The following is a 19,040-nucleotide window of genomic DNA, read 5'->3' as shown; positions in this document are numbered from 1 at the left end:
GACGCACTCCGTCGCGATCCGATCCATCAGAGCGTCGCGGCCAGGTTGAGGAGCGAGTGCAGGACGATCGCCGGATAGATGCTCTGCGTCGTCACGCGGGTATAGCCGAACGCGAGCCCGACGACGATCGAGAACCCGACCTGGAAGAGGACGAAGCCCATCGGGTAGCTGCCGAGGTTGTTCAGGTGGGCCGTCGCGAAGATCAGCGCGCTGAAGACGATCCCCATCCATGCGGCTGTCGACTCTCGGTACAGCCGCCCGAAGCCCCATACGAGCAGCGAGAGGAGGATGCCGCGCATCAGCCCCTCCTCGGCGAGAGGGACCACCACCCCTTCGAAGAACCACGTGTTCGCTCCGAACGGAGTCTCGCCGAGGACCAGGCGATAGAGCAGAGGGGCGGCGACGAAGAAGGCTGCCATGCCCAGCAGCATGCGCCAGTGCTTCGCAATGACCCCGACTTGATATCCGAAGAACCTCGGAGCCCATACGATCGGCATGAACGCGACGAACAGGATGACGGCATCCGACGAGAGGTCGTTGAGGTACGGATTGACAGTCGCGGGCGGCGCCGAGAGCGCCTGATAGACCACCGTGTTGGCGAAGACCGCACCCCAGACGAGGACGACTCCCCAGAGCACATAGAACGCCGAGCGAACGATCGCCTTCGTGCTCACGGTGCCGCTCTCATGCAGGCTCATGGCGAGATCATGAGCGTGCGTCGGCGACCCCGTCCGGGCCGAAGGTCCCGGCGGAGGCGGCGGCACCCGGATCGCGGCGGGGCGGCTTCAGCGGCTGCGCTGCCAGTGCGGCGGGGGGCCCACGCTCGGGCTGAGCGGCTTGTACCGGCGCCACGCCGACGTGAACCAGTGCCCGGCGTACCAGATGCCGCCACCGATCACGCACAGGCCGAACCCGACGCCGACGACGACCGCGCCGACGACGGGCACCCCGAGCGCCGCGCACAGGCCGCCGACGAACATCCCCGTGACGGTCGCATTGACGAGGATGCTGAGGATCGTCGACGATCCGAGCACCTGCTCGACGGCACCACGGTGGCGCAGGAACGAGTACGTGACCCGCATCCCCAGTTCGTCGTCGTGCGTCGAGGCGAGGAAGTACTCGGCCGCGGCCGGGTCGACGCGCGCGTACCCGGCGCGGATCCGGTTCATCGCGGTCACGTACATGAAGTCCTCCTCGGACACCGTCAGCACCCGCATGAGCGTGAGCAGGCCGACGACCGACAGGAATCCCAGGATGCCGAGGGCCGCCACGGGGAACCAGACGGCGAAGTGCGTGGCCTGACCGAGGATGCCGATCGTCACGAGCCCCGCCGAGACGAGCGTCAGGTAGATCGTGATGCGTGTGAGGACCTCGCTCTGCGCCGTGCTGCGGGCGGCCAGCAGTCCCCAGTGCTCGGTGGCGAGGATCTGCAGCCGACGTCCGAGGGCGGCATCCGTCTCGCCCGCCTCCCCCGCCGCGCCGACCGTCACCTCGGTCGGGACCGTGCCCTCCAGGTCTGCAGCATCCGTCGCCATGGTCCATGGTCCCATCCGCTGGATTCGGACGGAAGACGGCGTGGATCCTCCGCGAAACCCTAGGGATTCCGTCCGGTTGTCCCGCGCCCGCGGTGGGTATATCCCTGGCTCACGGCGTCCGCAGGCACCTGCACCCGGCGGGACGGACGCATGGAGGGCGGTTCCAGCATGAAAGCGTATGCGGTGTCATCGGCGGGGGAAGCCCCCGCCATACAGGAGGTGGACATCCCCGAACCCGGGCCGGGCGAGGCGCGGATCCGGGTGACGGCCGCATCCGTCAACGGATTCGACGTGGCAGTCGCGGCGGGCTACATGTCGGGCTTCTTCGAGCACCGCTACCCGCTCGTCCTCGGACGCGAGTTCGCGGGAGTCGTCGACGCGCTCGGCGAGGGCGTGGACGGCTTCGAGATCGGCGACCGGGTGATCGGCGTCGTCTCGAAGCCGCACCTGCAGGAGGGCGCATTCGCCGAGTACACGACGGCGATCGCGCACAGCGGGCTGGCACTCGCTCCGGATGCGCTGGCGGATGCGGAGGCCGCCGGGCTCGCCCACACCGGCTCGACGGCGCTCGTGACCCTCGCGATGCTCGGCGACGCGGCAGGCAAGACGCTGCTGATCGTCGGCGCGACGGGGGGCGTCGGTACGCTGCTCGTGCAGCTCGCCGCCGCGGCCGGGGCGACCGTCATCGCGACGGCGCGCACCGAGGCCGGGCGCGAGCTCATGCGGGAGCTCGGAGCGGCGTACGCGATCGACTACGCGGACCTCGAGGGCGAGGTGCGTGCGATCGCGCCGGAGGGCGTGGACGCCGCGGTGCACCTCATCGGCGACGTGGGCCAGATCGCCGGCCTCGTGCGCGACGGCGGGCAGCTGCTGTCGCCGGTCGTCTACGCCCCCGAGATGGTGCCGGGGGCCGACCGCGTCGAGGTCGGGATCGTCGCCGGCTATCCGACCGGCGACGGGCTCCGCACACTCGCCGCGCTCGTCGACTCCGGTGGGCTGCGGGTGATCGTCGATCGCGAGAAGAGCCTCGATCAGATGGATGCGGCGTTCGCCGAGTACATGGGCGACCACAAGATCGGCAACATCGTCATCAAGGTCGCCCCGTAGCGGGAAGCCGGGCCGCCGGACATCCGGCGGCCGGGCTCACCAGAGCGGGTGGATGGCCTCGCGCAGCAGCTCGTCGTAGACGTCGCGGACGACGGCGTCGAACGCGATCACGTCGAAACCGCGGTCGAGCAGGGTCGCCGCGTCCGCGTTCGACGTCGCCTGCGCGACCGAGCGCGCGCCCGGGATGGCCGCCGTGACGCCGGGCTGCGACGCGATCCAGGCCAGCGTCGCCGCGGGCAGCGACACACCGTCGGGAAGAGCCTCGGCGAGCCGATGGGCGGCGGTCAGACCCACCTCGAAGTCGACGCCGGAGAACGTCTCGCCGCGGTCGAACGCCTCGCCGTGGCGGTTGTAGGAGCGGTGGTCGTCGGGGGCGAAGGTCGTACTGGACGTGTATTTGCCCGAGAGCAGCCCGGAGGCCAGCGGCACGCGCGCGAAGACCGCGACACCCGCCGCCTCCGCCGCCGGCAGCACCTCGTCGAGGGGCTTCAGCCGGAACGGGTTGAAGATGATCTGGACGTTCGTCACGTTCGGGCGGGCGATCGCCGCGAGCGCCTGGGCGCACGTCTCGACCGACAGACCGTAGGCCGCGACCGTCCCGTCGGCGACGAGGGCGTCCAGCGCCGCATACGTCGCGTCATCCTCGATCACCTCCGTCGGCGGACAGTGCAGCTGCACGAGGTCGAGCGTGTCGACGCCGAGGTTGCCGCGGGAGCGGTCGGTCCAGGCGCGGAAGTTCTCCGGGGTGTAGTTCTGCGGGGTCTGCGGCATCCGTCGACCCATCTTGGTGGCGACCGTTATGCCGTGGCCCGGGTTCGCCGCGAGGAACCGCCCGATGAGCGACTCGCTGCGCCCGTCGCCGTAGACGTCGGCGGTGTCGAACAGGGTCACGCCGCGATCGGCGGAGGCCGCGAGAACGGCCGTCGCGTCGTCCTCGCTCACGGCGCCCCAGTCCGCGCCGAGCTGCCAGGTGCCCAGACCGATGACCGAGACCTCGCGGCCGGTGTCCGCGAGCGCGCGCTGCTGCATGGGGGCTCCCTTCGAGACGGGTGAATGGCTCCAGCCTGTCACGGCCAGGGGCCGCCGGGGCGCGCGGGCCTCAGGACGTCGGCCAGTCGGCCGGCCCGCGCGAGCCTGCCGGATACTCCTCGAGCGGCACGTCGCCTCGCCGCCAGGCGTCGCGCACCGGCTGGAGGATGCGCCAGCACTCCTCGGCGGCGTCAGCGCCCACCGACAGCGTCACATCGCCGTCGAGCAGCTCGCTGAGCACCTCGGTGTACGCCCGCGTCCGCCCGGGACCGAGGTCGACGCCCAGCGTGCGGCGGTGCAGCGCGAACGGGTCCTCGCCGCCGTTCACGTTGAGTTCCAGGGACATCGCATCCGGGCCGAGCGAGAAGCGCAGGACACCGCCATCCCCCGGGGTGCCCCCGAAGCCGTCGGGCAGGTGCCGCACCTCGCGGAAGACGACCACGATCTCGGCGGTGTTCGGCACGATCGCCTTGCCGGAGCGGAGCGTGAACGGCACACCGGCCCACCGGGAGGTGCGGACCTCGCACGTGATCTCGGCCAGGGACTCGGTCTCGCGCGACGGGTCGACGCCCGGCTCGTCGACGTAGGACGGGATCTTGTCGTCGCCGATCGTCCCGGCGGTGTAGCGGGCCCGCCGGGAGAAGCGCACGGGGTTGTCCTCCCAGATGCGGGTCGCCCGCAGGGCGGCGGTCTTGGCACCCCGCAGATCACGGTCGCCGAGGGTGGCCGGCGGCTCCATCGTGAGAATCGCGAGCACCTGCAGCAGGTGGCTCTGCAGCATGTCGACCATCGCGCCCGCGTGGTCGTAGTAGCGCGCACGGTTCTCGAGCGCGAGCGACTCGTCGAAGCGCACCAGCACGCTCCGGACGTGCTCGGCCGACCACAGCGGCTCGACGACCCGGTTCGCGAACCGCACCCCGAGCACGTTCAGCGTGGTCGCCCGGCCGAGGAAGTGGTCGACGCGGAAGATGTGGTCCTCGGGCACGAGCCGCAGGAGGGTCTGGTTGAGGCTCGCGGCGCTCGCCTCGTCGTCGCCGAACGGCTTCTCGAGAGCCAGCATCGTGTCGTCGGGGAGCTTCACCTTCCGGAGGGCCTCGCACGCCGCGACCGTCACCGCCGGCGGCACGGCGAAGTAGATCACGACCGGTCCGGTGATCGGCTCGAGCAGCTGCTTCAGGTCGTCCACCTGCGTGATGTCGGCGTGCGTGTAGTCGGTGTCCGTGACCCGGTCGTAGGCGTCCTCGGCATCCGCGCTCGCGAACGCCGTGCGCACGGCATCCTGCCATCGCTTGCGCGTCCAGCGGTCCGACCCGGCCCCGCGCAGCCGGAGCTCCCGTGCCGGCTCACGCTGCAGAAGCTGGCCGAGCGCGGGCAGGAGCAGCCGTGAGGTGAGATCGCCGGAGGCCCCCAGGATGAGCAGAGTGGCGGGTCGCATGAGGGCCAAGTTAGTTCTCTCAGCCGCGACCGCAACCCCCTCGCATCTTGCGGACGACAGGTGTAAGCGTGAAAGGGATGTCGGTTCCCATCGAAGATTACGCACTGCTCAGCAACTGCCGGACGGCCGCGCTCGTCTCCCGCGAGGGGAGCATCGACTGGCTGTGCCTGCCCCGCCTGGACTCGCCGTCCCTGTTCGCAGCGCTCCTCGGCGATGAGAGGAACGGATGCTGGAGCCTCCGCCCGAAGGACGTCGACGCCACCTGCACTCGGCGTTACGACGGCGACACGTTCATCCTCGTCACCCGGTGGGAGACGGTGACCGGTGTGGCAGAGGTCCACGACTTCATGCCGATCAACCCGGATCCGTTCGTCGACGTGAATCGGATCGACGTCGTCCGCAGGGTCGTCGGGATCGCGGGCGCCGTCGAGTTCGATGAGACCCTGCGCCTGCGCTTCGACTACTCGCGGGCGCTGCCCTGGGTCCGGCAGACCGGAACCGACGCGGACCCCGAGCTCGTCGCCATCGCCGGCCCGAGCGGCATCGTGATGCGCGGGGAGAGGCTCACCGCTGTGGATCACGTGCACCACGGTGCGGTGACCGTCTCCACGGGCGAGTCCGTAGACCTCACCATGACGTGGTTCCAGTCGTATCGCGCCGTTCCCGATCCGCTCGACGTCGATGGCGCCCTCGCCACCACGCGGGCCTGGTGGCAGAGCTGGGGCGACCAGATCGACCACCGCGGACCACACCACGCCCTCGTCGTGCGCGCGCTGCTGATCCTGCGCGCGCTCACGAACCACGAGACAGGCGGCATCGCCGCCGCCGCGACGACGTCGCTCCCGGAGAACTTCGGCGGCGAACGCAACTGGGACTACCGCTACGTCTGGCTGAGGGATGCCGCGCTCACCCTCGAGGCCCTCATCGATCACGGGTTCGTCGATTTCGCCGATCACTGGCGGGACTGGCTGCTGCGAGCGGTCGCGGGCGATCCGAACGATCTGCAGATCATGTACGGGCTGGCGGGCGAGCGCGATCTCGTCGAGCGGGAGCTCGCTTCACTGCCCGGCTACGAGGGATCCTCGCCGGTTCGGATCGGCAACGGGGCGGCACTCCAGTTCCAGGCGGACGTCGTCGGCGAGGTGCTCGTGACGCTGTCCGCCGCACGCGAGGCCGGGCTCAGGGAGTCCGAGTTCTCCTGGCCGCTCGAGCGGCACCTCATCGCGTACGCGGCCGATCAGCTGAATCGGCCCGACAAGGGGATGTGGGAGATCCGGGGCGACTCGCATCGGTTCACGCACTCCCAGGTCATGGTGTGGGCCACCTTCGACCGCGCGGTGCGCGCCGTCGAGGATCATGGCCTGCCCGGACATCCCGACGAGTGGCGCCGGATCCGCCGCCGCATCAAGCACGACATCGAGACGCACGGGGTCGCCGATGGGCACTTCACCCAGTACTACGGCACGACCGAGGTCGACGCGTCCCTCCTGTTGCTGCCGCAGGTGGGGTTCTGCACGCCCGACGACCCGCGCATGCTCGCGACGGTCGAGAAGATCGAGCAGGACCTCATGTACGACGGGATGCTGCGCCGCTACCGCACCTCGACGGACGTCGACGGTCTGCCCGGCACCGAGGGCCTGTTCCTCGCCTGCTCGTTCTGGCTCGTCGAGCAGTACGCATGCACGGGCCGGCTCGACGACGGCCGGGCGCTCATGGACCGTCTCTGCGCCATCGCGAACGATGTCGGGCTGCTGTCGGAGGAATACGACCCGAACCAGAAGCGTCAGTGCGGAAACATGCCCCAGGCGTTCTCGCACCTCGCACTGGTACGCGCGGCCGACGCACTCGCACGCGCACGACACAAGCCGCGGTGACGTGCTCGTCGGCCTCAGAAGGGGGCGAGCACGGGACAGGAGAACCATGAGCATCATCCGCAGCGTGACCGTGCTGGGCACCGGAGTCCTCGGATCGCAGATCGCGTACCAGACCGCGTTCAGCGGCTTCGCCGTACAACATCATGTCCCACGGCGACGAGAAGGCTCAGCGCCGCGCGGCCTGGCTCAAGGAGAACGACATCGACCGGGGCAAGCTCGGGGTGGCGACCGGCGAGGGCTTCTACACGTACCCCGCACACAAGTGAGGCTCGCGCGGAAGGGTCCGGCCGCAGGCGTAGTGGCGCCTGCGCGCGGCCACTAGGCTGACGCCGTCGAAGGAGGTCCGCCGTGAGCATCGAGATCGAGGTCGTCCCGATCGACAAGCCGGACGACGTGAACGTCATCGTCGGGCAATCGCATTTCATCAAGACCGTCGAAGACCTGCACGAGGTGCTGGTGGGTGTCGGCGGGCCGCTGCGGTTCGGCGTCGCGTTCTGCGAGGCCTCCGGCGCGCGCCTGGTCCGGCGCACAGGGAACGACGAGGATCTCGTCGACCTCGCCGTCGCGGCGGCGGTGTCGATCGCCGCGGGTCACGTGTTCGTCGTCATGCTCCGCGAGGGGTTCCCGGTCAGCGTCCTGAACCAGATCAAGAACGTGCCCGAAGTGTGCACCGTGTACTGCGCGACGGCGAACCCCGTGCAGATGCTCGTCGCCGTGACCGAGTCCGGCCGCGGCGTCACCGGGGTCATCGACGGGCAGCCGCCCGTCGGCATCGAGAGCGAGAAGGACGTGCAGGAGCGCAAGGACCTGCTGCGCGCCATCGGCTACAAGCTCTGACGCGGGCACCAGCGCCGGCCGCATCCGCTGTCCGACCCCGCCGGTACGATTGCCGGATGCGCCGCGCACGGGGGCGGCGCACGAGACGGGGTCGGCGATGTCCACGAGTGCGCACGCGAGGGGCGGCATCCCCGTCGCCGGATTCGCCCTCGCGATCGGCTCCGCGGCGAGCTTCGCACTCTCCGGCACCTTCGCGAGCGCGCTGATGTCGGCCGGCTGGTCGCCCGGCGCGGCGGCCACCGCACGCATCGCACTGGCGGCGATCGTGCTGGCGATCCCGACCGTCGTCGCCCTGCGCGGCACGTGGGGCCGGGTGTGGCGGGCGAAGGGACCGATCCTGCTGTTCGGGCTGCTTGCGGTCGCGGGCTGCCAGCTCGCGTTCTTCATGGCGGTGCAGTTCATCCCGCCGAGTCTCGCCCTGCTCATCGAGTTCATGGGCCCGGTGCTCCTCGTCCTGTGGACCTGGATGCGCAGCCGCATCGCCCCCTCGAAGCTCACGCTGCTCGGCGCCGCCGTCGCCGTCGTGGGCCTCGTCGCGATCTCGGGCGTCGCCTCCGGACAGGCTCTCAACCCGCTCGGCATCCTGCTCGCCCTCGTGGCCGCCATCGGGAACGCCGCCTACTATGCGACCGGCGCCTCGAGCGATCACGGCATCCCGCCCCTGCCGTTCGTGGGACTCGGTCTGTCGGTCGGTGCGATCACCCTCGTCATCGTGAGCGCCGCCGGCGTGCTGCCGTTCACGATGACGGGCGCCGCCGCCGTCATCGCCGGCGCGCCCCTGGCTCCCGCGGTCGTCGTCGCCGGGATGGTGCTCATCTCGACGGTGCTGTCGTATCTCCTCGGCGTCGCGGCCGCCCGCCGGCTGGGCGCGATCGTGTCGAGCTTCACCGGCTACTCGGAGGCCCTGTTCGGCATCTTCTGGACGATCGTGCTGCTGGGCATCGTGCCCACCGGATGGCAGTGGCTCGGCGCCGCGCTCATCGTGGCGGGCGTCGTCACGGTCAAGCTCGGCGAAGTGGGCGGTGAGCGCGCTCGCTCGGCTGCCCTCGTGGGTACGCGCGCCGACTAGGTGCGCAGCGGCTCGAGGAGCCGGTGCGGCTCCTTCAGGGCCAGCGCCACGGGATCCGTCATCCCCTCTCGCTCGGGTTTGCGGATGACGACGTCGGAGGCGACGGGGATCGCGCCGCACTGCGTGCACGCACCCTGTGCGTCGAGGGATGCGCCGTCCTGGCGGTGCATGTAGACCATGCGGCGCTCGGGCCGGACGTAGTTCTCGTTGCCCCACTGCGCCAGGCCCGAGATGACCGGCCACAGCGTCTCGCCCTTCGGCGTCAGGACGTACTCGTCGCGTGCGCCCTGGCCGGGAATCCGGTCGACGACGCCGTGCTCGACGAGGTGGTTCAGCCGGTCCGTGAGGGTGGCCGGCGGGAGCCCGATGTGCTTCTGCAGTTCCGAGTATCGACGGATGCCGTAGAAGAGATCCCGCACGACCAGGAGCGTCCAGCGCTCGCCCACGACTTCGAGCGCGCGGGCGACGGCGCAGTCCTGACCCGCGTAGTCCGTTCCGAGAGGCATGGGTCGAGCGTATCAGATTGTTCAATGATTGATGCTTGTAACTTCATTGATTGAAGTGCATACTGTCACCCATGGCTGAAGCACACACCGCATCCCTCGCCGCATCCATCCCCGAGATCGCGCGGAGGAGAACGCTGCGCGTGTCGCGTGCGGTCGGATTCGTCGGGATGTCCGCGGCACTGCTCGCATTCTTCGTCGCCGCCGGTGCACCCACACCGCTCCTGCCCCTGTACGAGCGCGAGTGGGGCTTCGCCCCCACGCTCCTCACCGTCGCGTTCGGCGTCTACGCCTTCGCGCTGATCGGGGCGCTCCTCGTGTTCGGCTCGCTGTCGGACTACGTCGGTCGTCGGCCGGTGCTCATCGGAGCCCTCGCGCTCGAGCTCGTGTCGATGATCGTGTTCCTGCTCTCGCCGTCGATCTCCTGGCTGATCGTGGGCCGCGTGCTGCAGGGGCTCGCGACCGGCGTCGCCTCCAGCACGTTCGGTGCGGCGATCGTCGAGCTCGCCCCCGAGTCCCGAAAGCGGCTCGGCGCGGTGATGTCGAGCCTCGCCACGACCGCCGGGCTCGCGATCGGTGCTCTGCTGGCCGGCCTGATCGCGTTGGCGATCCCCACCGCCGCAGCGACCGCGGTCTGGCTCGCGCTGGCCGTGGTCATGGCCGCCGGCACCCTGCTCGCCGTGCTCATCCCCGAGACCTCGACGACCCGCCCGGGCGCGCTGGGCTCGCTCATCCCGCGGGTGGGCGTCCCGCCGCGCGTGCGCCGGCTGTTCCGAATGACCGCGCCCACGATCGTGGCCGCGTTCCTCGAGACCGCGCTCTTCCTCGGGCTGCTGCCGATCATCCTCGTGTCGGTGTTCCACGTGACGACACCGATCGTCGGCGGCGCGGCGAACTTCGTGATGTTCACCGCGGGGACACTCTCTGCCGGCGTCACGGGCGGCATCCCTGCCCGCCGGCTGCGGCTGTTCGGCAACCTCGGCATCGCGCTCGGCATCGCCCTGTTCCTCGGCGCCCTGGCCGTGGGTGCCCTCGCACTCGTGTGGATCTGCGCCGCCGTCGCGGGCCTCGGCATGGGCATGGCGTTCACCGGAAGCATCCGGGGCCTCGTGCCCGAGGTCGAGCCGCACCAGCGGGCGGAACTGTTCAGCGCGATCTTCGTCGTCGCCTACTTGACGTTCGGCGGCTCCGCGATCGTCGCCGGGTTCGTCGCGACGGCCATCGGCGTGGGCGCGATGGCAGTGGGATTCTCCGTCGTGATCGTCGTCGTGGCGCTCCTTGGAGTCGGCCTGGGGGTCGGGGCGCGCGGCCGCGGCTGACGGGCGGCGTCGGGATGCGCGCCGAGCGCACAGGTGCGCATCGGGCCGACGCCGTGCGTGACGACGAGCCGGCCCTGCTCGGTCATGCGGCGCGCAGCAGTCCGAGGCGTCGTGCCTGCTGATGCGTGCTGAGCGCGGCCAGCGTCGACTCGGCTCCTCGGTTCTCGTTGCGGCCGTCGCGCTCGAGTCCGTCGAAGCCCGCTCCGGTGTCGTGGTCGATCATGGGGGTGCCGCTGTCGTTGCGACCCGAGAACCACTGCCACGCGAGGTCGACGCCGGCGCGCCAGGCGGTGTCGCCCGTCTGCGCGTAGGCACGTGCGCAGGCGTCGGCGATCGCAGCGACCTCGATCGGCTGCTGATCGAACTGCGGGCCGACCTCGCCGGGCCCGCGGCCGCCGGTGCCGGTCACCGAGAGGCGGCCGTCCGCGGTCTCGAGCGTCAGCAGGAAGGTGAGCAGGAGCAGGCCGCGATCGGTCGCGACCACGTCGCCCAGCTCGGTGCCGGCCGCGATCAGCGCTTCGGCGATGGAGGCGTTGCCGTAGCTCAGACGAGGCTCCGGCCACGGCCAGCTCTCCCGCGGCGCCGCGGGGATCGCGTCGATGAGATCGCGGAGGATGCGCGCGGCGTCCGTGTCGCCCGGGTACGCGGATGCGACCTCGGCCGCGCCGAGTGCCGCGAAGGCGATAGTGTGCAGCTCGCTCGAGCGCTGCCGGGCGGCGCGGCGGAACATCTGCAGCGCGCGGGTGCGGACAGCCGGGTCGGATGCCCGCGCCGCAGCGGTCCCGGCGGCCCACAGCAGTCGTCCCCACCAATCGCCCATGGCGTGCTCGTCGGACCACTCGCCGCTCGCATCCATGCGGTTGTGCACCAAGCCGTCCGATCCGATGGCCGCATCGAGGAAGTCGAGGTAGGTCTCGGCCGATCGCGACAGTTCCGCACTCGGTTCCGGGTCACGGGCGACCACGATGAGCGCACGCGCGACGTCGTCGACGCAGTATCCGTGCTCTCGGCGCGGCGCGTCCAGGAGCGCGTGCTCGAAGACCCCGTGGTGATCGGTGAGGGCGAGGAGGTGCGTGTAACGCGCGGGGCCGTCCATCACGCCGCTTTCGCCGCGCGCAGGTCCTCGAAAAGGAGCCGATAGCGGTCCGCGACCGCCGGCCAGCTCGTCTTGCTCGCAGCGCGCAGCGCGACTTCCCGCATGCGTCTGGCGACATCGTCGGCCGTCAGGATCGTCCGCAGGGCGGATGCCATGGACTGCGGGTCCTCGTGGGCGACGACGATCCCCGCGCCGCCTGCCAGCAGCTCGACCGCGTGGGGGAAGCCCGTGGCCACGACCGGGATGCCGGCGGCGACCGCCTCGGCGAGGACCCCCGACGTGGCCTGGTCGCGAGAGTCGTACGGCAGCAGCACGACGTCGGCCGATGCCACCAGCGTCGCGAGCTCGCCCGCGTCGAGGTAACGCCCGTCGAGGTGGACGGACGATTGGATGCCGAGTTCGCCGATCAGATCCGTGAGCCCGGTGCGGTAGCTCTCGCCGGCGTGGGCGAGCACCTTGGGGTGCGTCTGCCCGGCGACGACGTACTCGACCTCGTGGTCGAGGTCGCCGAGCTGTGCGATCGCACGGATGCCCCATTCGATCCCCTTGCCCGGCGAGATCAGGCCCCACGTGAGGATGCGCTTGCGCAGGTGAGGGCTTCCCACCTCGACGGCCAGGTTCGCCACGCCGTGCGGGATCACGTGCACGTCCGCGGCATCCACGGCGTAATGCTCGATGAGGATGTCACGCGCGCCGCTCGTCATCACGACGACGCTCGTGGCCAGGGCGCAGACCCGTTCCAGCACCAGACGCTGGTGCGACGTCGGGGCCGGGAGCACGGTATGCAGCACGACGATGGTCGGCGTGGTCACGGCAGCGAGCACGTCGAGGATCTCGTCGCCGTCCTGCCCGCCGTAGATGCCGTACTCGTGCTGCACGACGGCGACATCGCACTCGTCGAGGCTCGCAACCGCGACGGCCATGCTGCGCCGATCGCGTGCGACGAGGTCCGCCGCCACGCGGACGGATGCGCGGATGCCACGCGGTTGCGCATCGTCGGGGGCCTCGAGGACGCGCACGATCGCGGCTGTGTCCGACGAGTCGACGGTCAGGGCGCCCGCGAGTGCCTCGGTGAAGGTCGCAAGACCGCAGCGGGTGGGCGGATACGTGCTCAGAAAGCCATAGTGGGTCACGGCGACGCGCTCCTCGGTATGCCCGAGCTCCTGCGGCTGCGGGTGGTGGCGAGACGTCTGCCGACGGCATCCCTCGTGGGAGCACGGCGACGGCGGCGCGATCCGGTCCACGTCGGGACTGGCTGAGCTCCCGGACGCTGTTCCCCCACCTTACGCCGGTCACCTGTGAGCGGCCCGGGGTGGCGATGCCGGCTCCCCCGCTCTGCGACGTGGCAACCGCCGGAGACGACGACGCCCAGGTGAGAAACGATCTCTCACCTGGGCTTTTTCGTCGGGATGACAGGATTTGAACCTGCGACCCCTTGACCCCCAGTCAAGTGCGCTACCAAGCTGCGCCACATCCCGTTGACCCGCGCGCGGGCAACTCCCCCATCTTAGCCGCTCCTCGCAGCGCCCGCGAACCGGCGAGCCCTTGAGCGTGTCCGAGCCTGCTCGTAGTCTCGGGCGCATGCCGACGATCACGATCGAACCCGTCACCGCCGACCGATTCGCCGATGCGGAGCACGCGCTGTCGGGGGGCGGCGACGGGCACTCCTGCCAGTGCCAGTGGTGGATGATCACGAATGCGCAGTGGCAGGGCACCTCCATGGAGGAGCGGGAGGGGATGCTGCGCGCAGAGGTCGACGCCGGGCCGCCGCCCGCGCTCGTCGCCTACGTCGACGGCGAAGCCGCCGGATGGGTCCGGGTCGGGCCGCGTACGGCGCAGGTGCGGCTCGCGCGGACGCGCGCCTTCGCGGAGTCGCCGCATCCCTTCGACGACCCGTCGGTGTGGGCCGTGTCGTGCTTCGTCGTGCGCCGGGAGCACCGGGGATCCGGGCTCACCGCCGAGCTGCTCGATGCCGCCGTCGCCTACGCCCGCGCGCAGGGAGCGAAGGTGGTCGAGGCATACCCGATCGATCCCACCGCCGCGGACAAGCGCCCGAACGAGCTGTACACCGGCATCCTGTCCACCTTCCTCGCCGCCGGATTCACCGAGGTCGCACGCCCGAAGCCGCATCTCGCGATCGTCGAGAAGGCGGTCGCCGAGGGCGAATGAGCGGCATCCGGCCCGCCTACGATGGATCCCGTGTCAACGTCGCCGCGTGTGCGCTGGTGGGCCTTCGCCCCCTACGTCATCGTCTCGCTCATCCACATCGGGGCGCTCAGCGTGGACGCGACGGAGATCGCGGCGATCACGAAGCTGCTGCTCATGCCGCTGCTGGCATGCGCCGTCGTGATCTTGGCGAAGGACGTCCCGAAGGCCCAGCAGGTCGCGCTGCGCATCCTCGGGGTCGGCCTGGCCTTCTCGTGGATCGGCGACGAGGCCGCCGTGTTCTTCCCGTTCCTGCCCGAGCTGCCCGTGATGCTCGGCGCCTTCGGCGTCGCACACCTCGCCTACATCTGGCTCTTCAACCGCCACCTCGCCGTCCGCCGGCTGCCGTGGTGGACCCTCGTCTACGTCCTCTGGTGGGCCGGGATGCTGGCGATCCTGTGGCCGCGCCTGGGAGCGCTGTCGTTCGCCGTCGCCGCCTACGGGCTCGTCCTCGGCGGCACGGCCGCGAGCGCCGCCCGCTGCCACCCCGTCGTGACCGTCGGCGGAGCGCTGTTCCTGTGCTCCGACACCGTGCTCGCGTTCCGCCTGTTCACCCCCGAGGCGATGGCGCACTGGACCAGCCCGCTCGTCATGATCACCTACTGCGCCGGCCAGGGCCTCATCGCCGCAGGGACCATCGCCGCCCTGCGCACCCGGGCGCTCGCACCGGTCGCACCGGTCGTCGCGACACCATGAGCGCCACAGCGCGGGTGGACGCCTGGCTGTGGGCCGTGCGCATCTACAAGACCCGGTCGGCCGCGACGACCGCCTGTCGAGCGGGGCACGTCCGCGTCGGCGGCGAGCGCGCGAAAGCGGCACAGACCGTCAAGCCCGGCGACGAGGTGCGCGTGCGCATCGACGGATTCGACCGGATGCTCGTCGTGCGCGAGCCGATCGCCAAACGCGTCGGCGCGGCGCTCGTCGCCACGGCGATGGAGGATCGGACTCCCCCGCGCGACCCCACGCCCGTCATGGCGCAGCGCGATCGCGGGGCCGGCCGGCCGACCAAGCGCGAGCGCCGCGACATCGACAAGCTCCGCGGCCGCTGAGGAGGCTATCGGCCGGCGACGCCCACGGGAACCGGCTTGCGGCCCTCGAGATACTCGGCCCAGGTGACCCGACCGCGCAGCACGCCGTCGCCGGCGAGGTTGTCGCCCGCGCGATACGCACGGCCGACGGCACCGGGAACGCGCATCGGGACGAACGGCCGCCGCACACCGCGCACAGCCGCGATGCCGCGCAGCAGCGTCGGCGCGTCGAGGATCTCGGGCCCGGCGAGGTCGGCGACCCGACCGGCCGGAGCCTCGTCGACGAGTTCGGCGAGCCGCGCCGCGACCTCGCCCACATCCACGGGTTCCAGCCGGATCGCACGAGGCGCGGGTACGAGCGGCATCTTGACCATGCCGCCGAACATCCCCCACACGAAGTCGTGGAACTGCGCGGCGCGCAGCACCGTGAACGGCACCCCCGACCCCGCGAGCACGCGCTCGGCGCGATCCTTGGCCCGGAAGTAACCGATCGGCATGCGATCGGCGCCGACGACCGAGATCATCACAAGATGCGCGACGCCCGCGGCGTGCGCAGCATCCACCAGGTGTCCGGTGCCGATGTCGTCGCCCTTGTTGCTGCCCGCGAGGTGGAGGACCCGGTCCACGCCGGCGACAGCCGCTGCGAGCCCCTCTCCGCTGACCGTGTCGCCGACCACATGATCGACGCCCTCTCCGGAACGTGGGGAACGGCTCAGCACCCGGATGCCGTGCCCCTGGGCGCGCAGCAGCGGAACGACGTGTCGTCCGAGGTTCCCGGTGCCGCCGGTCACGAGAATGGAAGCCATCATGTCTCCTTCCGTCACGATCGGGGCCGCTGCCCCGTCATGATCACGACGACGTTCCCGAGGAGGATGTGACATGACCGATGAGATTCCGCTGGCGGAGCGCTTCGAGACCCAGCGCCCGCGCCTGCGGGCGATCGCCCTGCAGCTGCTCGGATCGAATCGCGATGCGGACGACGCCGTGCAGGAGGCGTGGATGCGCCTCGCCCGGGCAGACGCGGCATCCATCGACAATCTCGAAGCCTGGCTGACGACGGTGGTGTCGCGGATCTGCCTCGACATCCTGGGCTCCGCACGCATCCGGCATGAGCGTGCCTGGCAGGTCGAAGCGTGGCCGGTGGAAGCGATGGATGCGTCCGGCCGCGGCGACCCCGAGCGGGAGGCGCTCAGCGCGGATCGGGTCAGCGTCGCCCTCCTCGTCGTGCTCGAGCAGCTCAGCCCCGCCGAGCGCATCGCGTTCGTACTCCACGACGTGTTCGCGCTGCCGTTCGACGACATCGCGCGCACGCTCGACCGCTCCGCCGAGGCGGTGCGCCAGCTCGCCTCGCGCGCACGGCGCAGGCTCCGCGGAGCGCCGGACGAAGCGGATGCGCCGAGCCCGGGCGCGGCGGGCCGCGAGATCGTCCGAGCGTGGCTGTCCGCCGTCCAGGACGGCGACTTCGGCGCGCTGCTGTCGCTGCTGAGCGACGGCGCCGTCCTGCACGCGGACTACGGCTCGTCGTCGGAGTCGCTGCACGGAGCCGCGGAGATCGCGGGGCGCGCGGCCCTCGCCGCGCGACTGGCCGCGCACTCGCAGCCCGTGCTCATCGACGGGCTGCCGGGCGTGGCGGTCGTCGAACGCGGCCGTGTCGTCTCGCTCATGGCATTCACGGTCGCCGACGGGCGGATCGTGCGGCTGGACGTCCTCGCCGACCTCACCCGCATCGACCAGACGGGCGCCGCGGAGGCCGTGGCCCATGACCACCGGCCGGAGTGATCACGAGACCGTGCGAGACAGCTCCGCCGGCAGGTGGGCGAACGTCCGGGCGTGCGCGATCCGCGCGTGCTTCGTCATGTAGCCGACCACGGGCCACGGTGCGGTGACGGTCGTCGTCTCGTGCACCTCGGTGCCCCGCTCGCCCGCCACGGCGGAGGTCGCCGTCAGGAGCCAGCACCCGCGTGCCGCACGCACGCGGCCGCGCATCGCCGTCTCCGCCTCGCGCGTCATCCGCGCGGGGAATCGGATCGTGTATCGCAGGGGACCGAGCGCCGGCCGCTCCACGATCCGCCAGTCCCACCACGGATGGTCGCCGCTGTCGACCCCGCTGCCCACGAGCTGCGCCGACTGCAGGTACGGGTGCATGCCGCGGTGCGCGTCGAGCTGCATGAGGAAGTCGATGACGCGCTCGGGCGACGCATCCACGATCGCGGAGAGGCTGAAGCTGCGGACCGGCACGCTCCCCATCTTGGCGGACCGTGCCGACACCGGCGATCCACCGCGCGAGCGCGTCGTCAGCTCCCGCTTCTCGAATCGATTGCGGGACGGGTTCATCCCTCGCCTGGGCCCCGGTGAGTTCAGAGCCGGGAGAATGGATGCGGCAGCCGGCGAGTGCGGGTCCGCATCCGTCGACATCGCCGGGGAGGATGCATGAGCGAAGACCCACGCGTCGCGGCGGCGCGGCTGCGCGCCGAACGCGCGGCGCGAGCGCACGGTGAAGAGCCCGAAGCGGTCGCACCCGTGACGGAAGCGTCGACAGACGCTCCGCGCGGGATGACCGAGCAGGAGCGCGCCGCCGTGGTCGAGATGGCCATCCAGCAGGCGATCCGTCGTGGCGATTTCGACGACCTTCCGGGGGCGGGCAAGCCCATCCCGGGACTCGGCGAACACCACGACCCGGACTGGTGGATCCGCCGCAAGATCGAGCGGGAACAGCTGCGGGGACTCGGTCCGCCGGCGCTCACACTGCGGGTCGAGAACGCCGAGCTCGACGGACTCCTCGACGGGCTGTCGCGCGAGGCCGACGTGCGGGAGACGCTCGAGGACTTCAACCGCCGCGTCATCGAGGCGCGCAGGCAACTGCTCGGCGGGCCGCCCGTGGTCACGCCGACGCGGGACGTCGACGCCGAGGTCGTCGCGTGGCGCCGGCGTCGCGCAGAACGGGCCACCGCGCTCACCGCGCAGCAGGACGCCGACCGTGCGGCCGCGCAGCAGCGGCGCCGCACGGGGTGGCGGCGCCGACGCGCGTAGGGCTCTACTCGAGCAGGTCGAGCAGATCAAGCAGCCAGCGGCTGCCGCGCACCTCGGCTCCCCCATGCCGCGCGCGCTCGGCGAGCCCCCGATCGCTCGTGACCACCGTCACGGAGCGTCCGGATCTGACGAGCCTCGCCGCCTCCGCGGCGATCGTGTCGTCACCGGAGCCCGCTGCGCGCACGATGTCGAGGTCCGGTGCGGAGGTCTGCGTCGCCTTCGCCTGACCCTCGACGACCACGGTGACGTGCGGGAACCACGTCGTCTCGGGGAGCCCGAGCGCGTGTGCCGGCACACCGGCACCGACGAGCCCGCCGATCCGGTCGATGAGCCGTCCCGCGGCGCCGGCGCGATCGCGCCACCACCCATCCGGCACCGACCCGACGACGTTCGCGGCGTCGACGACCACGGCGGGACGCACCGGCAGGAGCTCACGCAGGCGGGGCCATGCATCCTCGAATCCCGGATGCAGCGGCCGCCGGTCGACCTCATCGACCGGCACCCACGCGAGCTCGTGGCTCTCGGGGTCGCTGATCACGGGCTCGAAGGGCTCCACGACGTCGCCGACGAGCGTCGAGTACGACCAGTAGCCGAGATCGAGGACGCTCATGAGCCGCGGGCGGACCGCCCCGTCGGGAACGCCCGCCTCCTCCTGCGCCTCGCGCAGCGCCCCGTCGCACGCCGACTCGCCCTCGTGACGCGCACCGCCGGGAAGCGCCCACGTATCGCCGTGGTGGCTCCACGTCACCCGGTGCTGGAGCAGCACGCCGCGCTCCCGGTCGTACGCGAGCAGCCCGGCGGCGCCGAAGGCGCCCCAGTAGCGCTCCCCCGTCGGTGCGACCACCCACGCATCGCCAGGATCGCGCGGCCCCAGCGGGCGCCGGTGTTCGAAGGCGGGGGGCTCGATCGTCACGCTGTCAGCCTGTCACACCGCGCGCGGCGGACGGCCTGCCGGCGACATTCGGGGACCTCG

21 protein-coding genes and 1 tRNA gene are annotated in these 19,040 nt (G+C 71.2%); 11 read left to right on the top strand and 11 right to left on the bottom strand.

Annotated features, from left to right (window positions below; translation table 11 throughout):
- Positions 1-26 precede the first annotated feature (26 nt).
- On the bottom strand, positions 27-698 hold the full coding sequence (locus SM116_RS07495; RefSeq protein ID WP_320943822.1) for a CPBP family intramembrane glutamic endopeptidase: 672 nt from the start codon (positions 696-698) through the stop codon (positions 27-29).
- A gap of 87 nt (positions 699-785) precedes the next feature.
- A complete protein-coding gene (locus SM116_RS07490) occupies positions 786-1,550 on the bottom strand; it encodes a hypothetical protein (protein ID WP_320943821.1) in 765 nt (254 codons plus the stop codon).
- Positions 1,551-1,754: 204 nt separating this feature from the next.
- On the opposite strand from SM116_RS07490, the gene SM116_RS07485 reads away from it, so the two are divergent.
- Positions 1,755-2,642, top strand: a complete 888-nt coding sequence (locus tag SM116_RS07485; protein ID WP_320943820.1) for an NADP-dependent oxidoreductase — start codon at positions 1,755-1,757, stop codon at positions 2,640-2,642.
- 36 nt (positions 2,643-2,678) lie between these two features.
- On the opposite strand, the gene SM116_RS07480 is transcribed toward SM116_RS07485, so the two are convergent.
- Both SM116_RS07480 and SM116_RS07475 read right to left on the bottom strand, forming a co-directional pair.
- A complete protein-coding gene (locus tag SM116_RS07480) occupies positions 2,679-3,671 on the bottom strand; it encodes an aldo/keto reductase (RefSeq protein ID WP_320943819.1) in 993 nt (330 codons plus the stop codon).
- Between the two features lie 70 nt (positions 3,672-3,741).
- The gene (locus SM116_RS07475; RefSeq protein ID WP_320943818.1) at positions 3,742-5,106 is read right to left on the bottom strand and encodes a glucose-6-phosphate dehydrogenase; all 1,365 of its coding nucleotides are present in this window, start codon (positions 5,104-5,106) and stop codon (positions 3,742-3,744) included.
- A gap of 77 nt (positions 5,107-5,183) precedes the next feature.
- Here SM116_RS07475 and SM116_RS07470 point away from each other — a divergent pair, with 77 nt between their 5' ends.
- The 4 genes from SM116_RS07470 (at position 5,184) to SM116_RS07455 (ending at position 8,886) form a co-directional block, all read left to right on the top strand.
- On the top strand, positions 5,184-6,980 hold the full coding sequence (locus SM116_RS07470) for a glycoside hydrolase family 15 protein (RefSeq protein ID WP_320943817.1): 1,797 nt from the start codon (positions 5,184-5,186) through the stop codon (positions 6,978-6,980).
- A 143-nt stretch (positions 6,981-7,123) separates the two neighbouring features.
- Positions 7,124-7,246 (top strand): hypothetical protein, encoded by a 123-nt coding sequence (locus SM116_RS07465; protein WP_320943816.1) that lies wholly within the window; start codon positions 7,124-7,126, stop codon positions 7,244-7,246.
- 82 nt (positions 7,247-7,328) lie between these two features.
- On the top strand, positions 7,329-7,817 hold the full coding sequence (locus SM116_RS07460) for an adenosine-specific kinase (RefSeq protein ID WP_320943815.1): 489 nt from the start codon (positions 7,329-7,331) through the stop codon (positions 7,815-7,817).
- Between the two features lie 97 nt (positions 7,818-7,914).
- Complete coding sequence (locus SM116_RS07455) at positions 7,915-8,886, top strand: EamA family transporter (RefSeq protein WP_320943814.1); 972 nt, start codon at positions 7,915-7,917, stop codon at positions 8,884-8,886.
- Here SM116_RS07455 and SM116_RS07450 read toward each other — a convergent pair.
- Positions 8,883-9,392 carry a winged helix-turn-helix transcriptional regulator gene (locus SM116_RS07450; RefSeq protein ID WP_320943813.1) on the bottom strand — a complete coding sequence of 170 codons (510 nt, stop codon included), beginning with the start codon at positions 9,390-9,392 and terminating at the stop codon, positions 8,883-8,885. The two genes, SM116_RS07455 and SM116_RS07450, sit on opposite strands and share 4 nt — an antisense overlap.
- A gap of 71 nt (positions 9,393-9,463) precedes the next feature.
- On the opposite strand from SM116_RS07450, the gene SM116_RS07445 reads away from it, so the two are divergent.
- Positions 9,464-10,708 (top strand): MFS transporter, encoded by a 1,245-nt coding sequence (locus SM116_RS07445; protein WP_320943812.1) that lies wholly within the window; start codon positions 9,464-9,466, stop codon positions 10,706-10,708.
- Between the two features lie 82 nt (positions 10,709-10,790).
- Here the strand turns inward: SM116_RS07445 and SM116_RS07440 are convergent, their stop codons facing one another.
- The 3 genes from SM116_RS07440 to SM116_RS07430 form a co-directional block, all read right to left on the bottom strand.
- A complete protein-coding gene (locus SM116_RS07440; protein ID WP_320944125.1) occupies positions 10,791-11,804 on the bottom strand; it encodes a glycosyltransferase in 1,014 nt (337 codons plus the stop codon).
- Positions 11,804-13,048, bottom strand: coding sequence for a glycosyltransferase (locus tag SM116_RS07435; protein WP_320943811.1), 1,245 nt, complete (start codon positions 13,046-13,048; stop codon positions 11,804-11,806). The genes SM116_RS07440 and SM116_RS07435 overlap by 1 nt, the downstream gene beginning before the upstream one ends.
- A 160-nt stretch (positions 13,049-13,208) precedes the next feature.
- Positions 13,209-13,282: transfer RNA gene (locus tag SM116_RS07430), tRNA-Pro, on the bottom strand.
- A 103-nt stretch (positions 13,283-13,385) separates the two neighbouring features.
- Here SM116_RS07430 and SM116_RS07425 point away from each other — a divergent pair.
- Genes SM116_RS07425 through SM116_RS07415 form a run of 3 tightly spaced genes read left to right on the top strand, consistent with a single transcriptional unit; the run spans position 13,386 to position 15,058 of the window.
- Positions 13,386-13,973 carry a GNAT family N-acetyltransferase gene (locus SM116_RS07425; protein ID WP_320943810.1) on the top strand — a complete coding sequence of 196 codons (588 nt, stop codon included), beginning with the start codon at positions 13,386-13,388 and terminating at the stop codon, positions 13,971-13,973.
- A gap of 30 nt (positions 13,974-14,003) precedes the next feature.
- Entirely contained in the window at positions 14,004-14,705 is a 702-nt protein-coding gene (locus tag SM116_RS07420; RefSeq protein WP_320943809.1) for a lysoplasmalogenase, read from the top strand.
- A complete protein-coding gene (locus tag SM116_RS07415; protein ID WP_320943808.1) occupies positions 14,702-15,058 on the top strand; it encodes an RNA-binding S4 domain-containing protein in 357 nt (118 codons plus the stop codon). The genes SM116_RS07420 and SM116_RS07415 overlap by 4 nt, the downstream gene beginning before the upstream one ends.
- A 5-nt stretch (positions 15,059-15,063) precedes the next feature.
- On the opposite strand, the gene SM116_RS07410 is transcribed toward SM116_RS07415, so the two are convergent.
- A complete protein-coding gene (locus SM116_RS07410; protein WP_320943807.1) occupies positions 15,064-15,843 on the bottom strand; it encodes an SDR family oxidoreductase in 780 nt (259 codons plus the stop codon).
- 73 nt (positions 15,844-15,916) lie between these two features.
- Here SM116_RS07410 and SM116_RS07405 point away from each other — a divergent pair, with 73 nt between their 5' ends.
- Positions 15,917-16,816, top strand: coding sequence for a sigma-70 family RNA polymerase sigma factor (locus tag SM116_RS07405; RefSeq protein WP_320943806.1), 900 nt, complete (start codon positions 15,917-15,919; stop codon positions 16,814-16,816).
- Here SM116_RS07405 and SM116_RS07400 read toward each other — a convergent pair whose 3' ends face one another.
- A complete protein-coding gene (locus SM116_RS07400; RefSeq protein ID WP_320943805.1) occupies positions 16,817-17,371 on the bottom strand; it encodes a hypothetical protein in 555 nt (184 codons plus the stop codon). It abuts the gene before it with no gap.
- 96 nt (positions 17,372-17,467) lie between these two features.
- Here SM116_RS07400 and SM116_RS07395 point away from each other — a divergent pair, with 96 nt between their 5' ends.
- Complete coding sequence (locus SM116_RS07395) at positions 17,468-18,067, top strand: DnaJ family domain-containing protein (RefSeq protein ID WP_320943804.1); 600 nt, start codon at positions 17,468-17,470, stop codon at positions 18,065-18,067.
- Positions 18,068-18,071: 4 nt separating this feature from the next.
- Here SM116_RS07395 and SM116_RS07390 read toward each other — a convergent pair whose 3' ends face one another.
- Entirely contained in the window at positions 18,072-18,980 is a 909-nt protein-coding gene (locus SM116_RS07390; RefSeq protein WP_320943803.1) for an NUDIX domain-containing protein, read from the bottom strand.
- Between the last annotated feature and the right edge of the window lie 60 nt (positions 18,981-19,040).

Source organism: Microbacterium rhizosphaerae, assembly GCF_034120055.1.
Classification (GTDB): Bacteria; Actinomycetota; Actinomycetes; order Actinomycetales; family Microbacteriaceae; genus Microbacterium; species Microbacterium rhizosphaerae.
This window is presented reverse-complemented; position numbering and strand designations above follow the sequence as displayed.

Coding starts and splice junctions, on each gene's coding strand:
- SM116_RS07405 (WP_320943806.1), top strand. CDS start 15,917: ATGACCGATGAGATTCCGCTGGCGGAGCGCTTCGAGACCCAGCGCCCG.
- SM116_RS07445 (WP_320943812.1), top strand. CDS start 9,464: ATGGCTGAAGCACACACCGCATCCCTCGCCGCATCCATCCCCGAGATC.
- SM116_RS07450 (WP_320943813.1), bottom strand. CDS start 9,392: ATGCCTCTCGGAACGGACTACGCGGGTCAGGACTGCGCCGTCGCCCGC.
- SM116_RS07395 (WP_320943804.1), top strand. CDS start 17,468: ATGAGCGAAGACCCACGCGTCGCGGCGGCGCGGCTGCGCGCCGAACGC.
- SM116_RS07415 (WP_320943808.1), top strand. CDS start 14,702: ATGAGCGCCACAGCGCGGGTGGACGCCTGGCTGTGGGCCGTGCGCATC.
- SM116_RS07440 (WP_320944125.1), bottom strand. CDS start 11,804: ATGGACGGCCCCGCGCGTTACACGCACCTCCTCGCCCTCACCGATCAC.
- SM116_RS07410 (WP_320943807.1), bottom strand. CDS start 15,843: ATGGCTTCCATTCTCGTGACCGGCGGCACCGGGAACCTCGGACGACAC.
- SM116_RS07425 (WP_320943810.1), top strand. CDS start 13,386: ATGCCGACGATCACGATCGAACCCGTCACCGCCGACCGATTCGCCGAT.
- SM116_RS07465 (WP_320943816.1), top strand. CDS start 7,124: ATGTCCCACGGCGACGAGAAGGCTCAGCGCCGCGCGGCCTGGCTCAAG.
- SM116_RS07490 (WP_320943821.1), bottom strand. CDS start 1,550: ATGGGACCATGGACCATGGCGACGGATGCTGCAGACCTGGAGGGCACG.
- SM116_RS07455 (WP_320943814.1), top strand. CDS start 7,915: ATGTCCACGAGTGCGCACGCGAGGGGCGGCATCCCCGTCGCCGGATTC.
- SM116_RS07495 (WP_320943822.1), bottom strand. CDS start 698: ATGAGCCTGCATGAGAGCGGCACCGTGAGCACGAAGGCGATCGTTCGC.
- SM116_RS07470 (WP_320943817.1), top strand. CDS start 5,184: ATGTCGGTTCCCATCGAAGATTACGCACTGCTCAGCAACTGCCGGACG.
- SM116_RS07475 (WP_320943818.1), bottom strand. CDS start 5,106: ATGCGACCCGCCACTCTGCTCATCCTGGGGGCCTCCGGCGATCTCACC.
- SM116_RS07480 (WP_320943819.1), bottom strand. CDS start 3,671: ATGCAGCAGCGCGCGCTCGCGGACACCGGCCGCGAGGTCTCGGTCATC.
- SM116_RS07400 (WP_320943805.1), bottom strand. CDS start 17,371: ATGAACCCGTCCCGCAATCGATTCGAGAAGCGGGAGCTGACGACGCGC.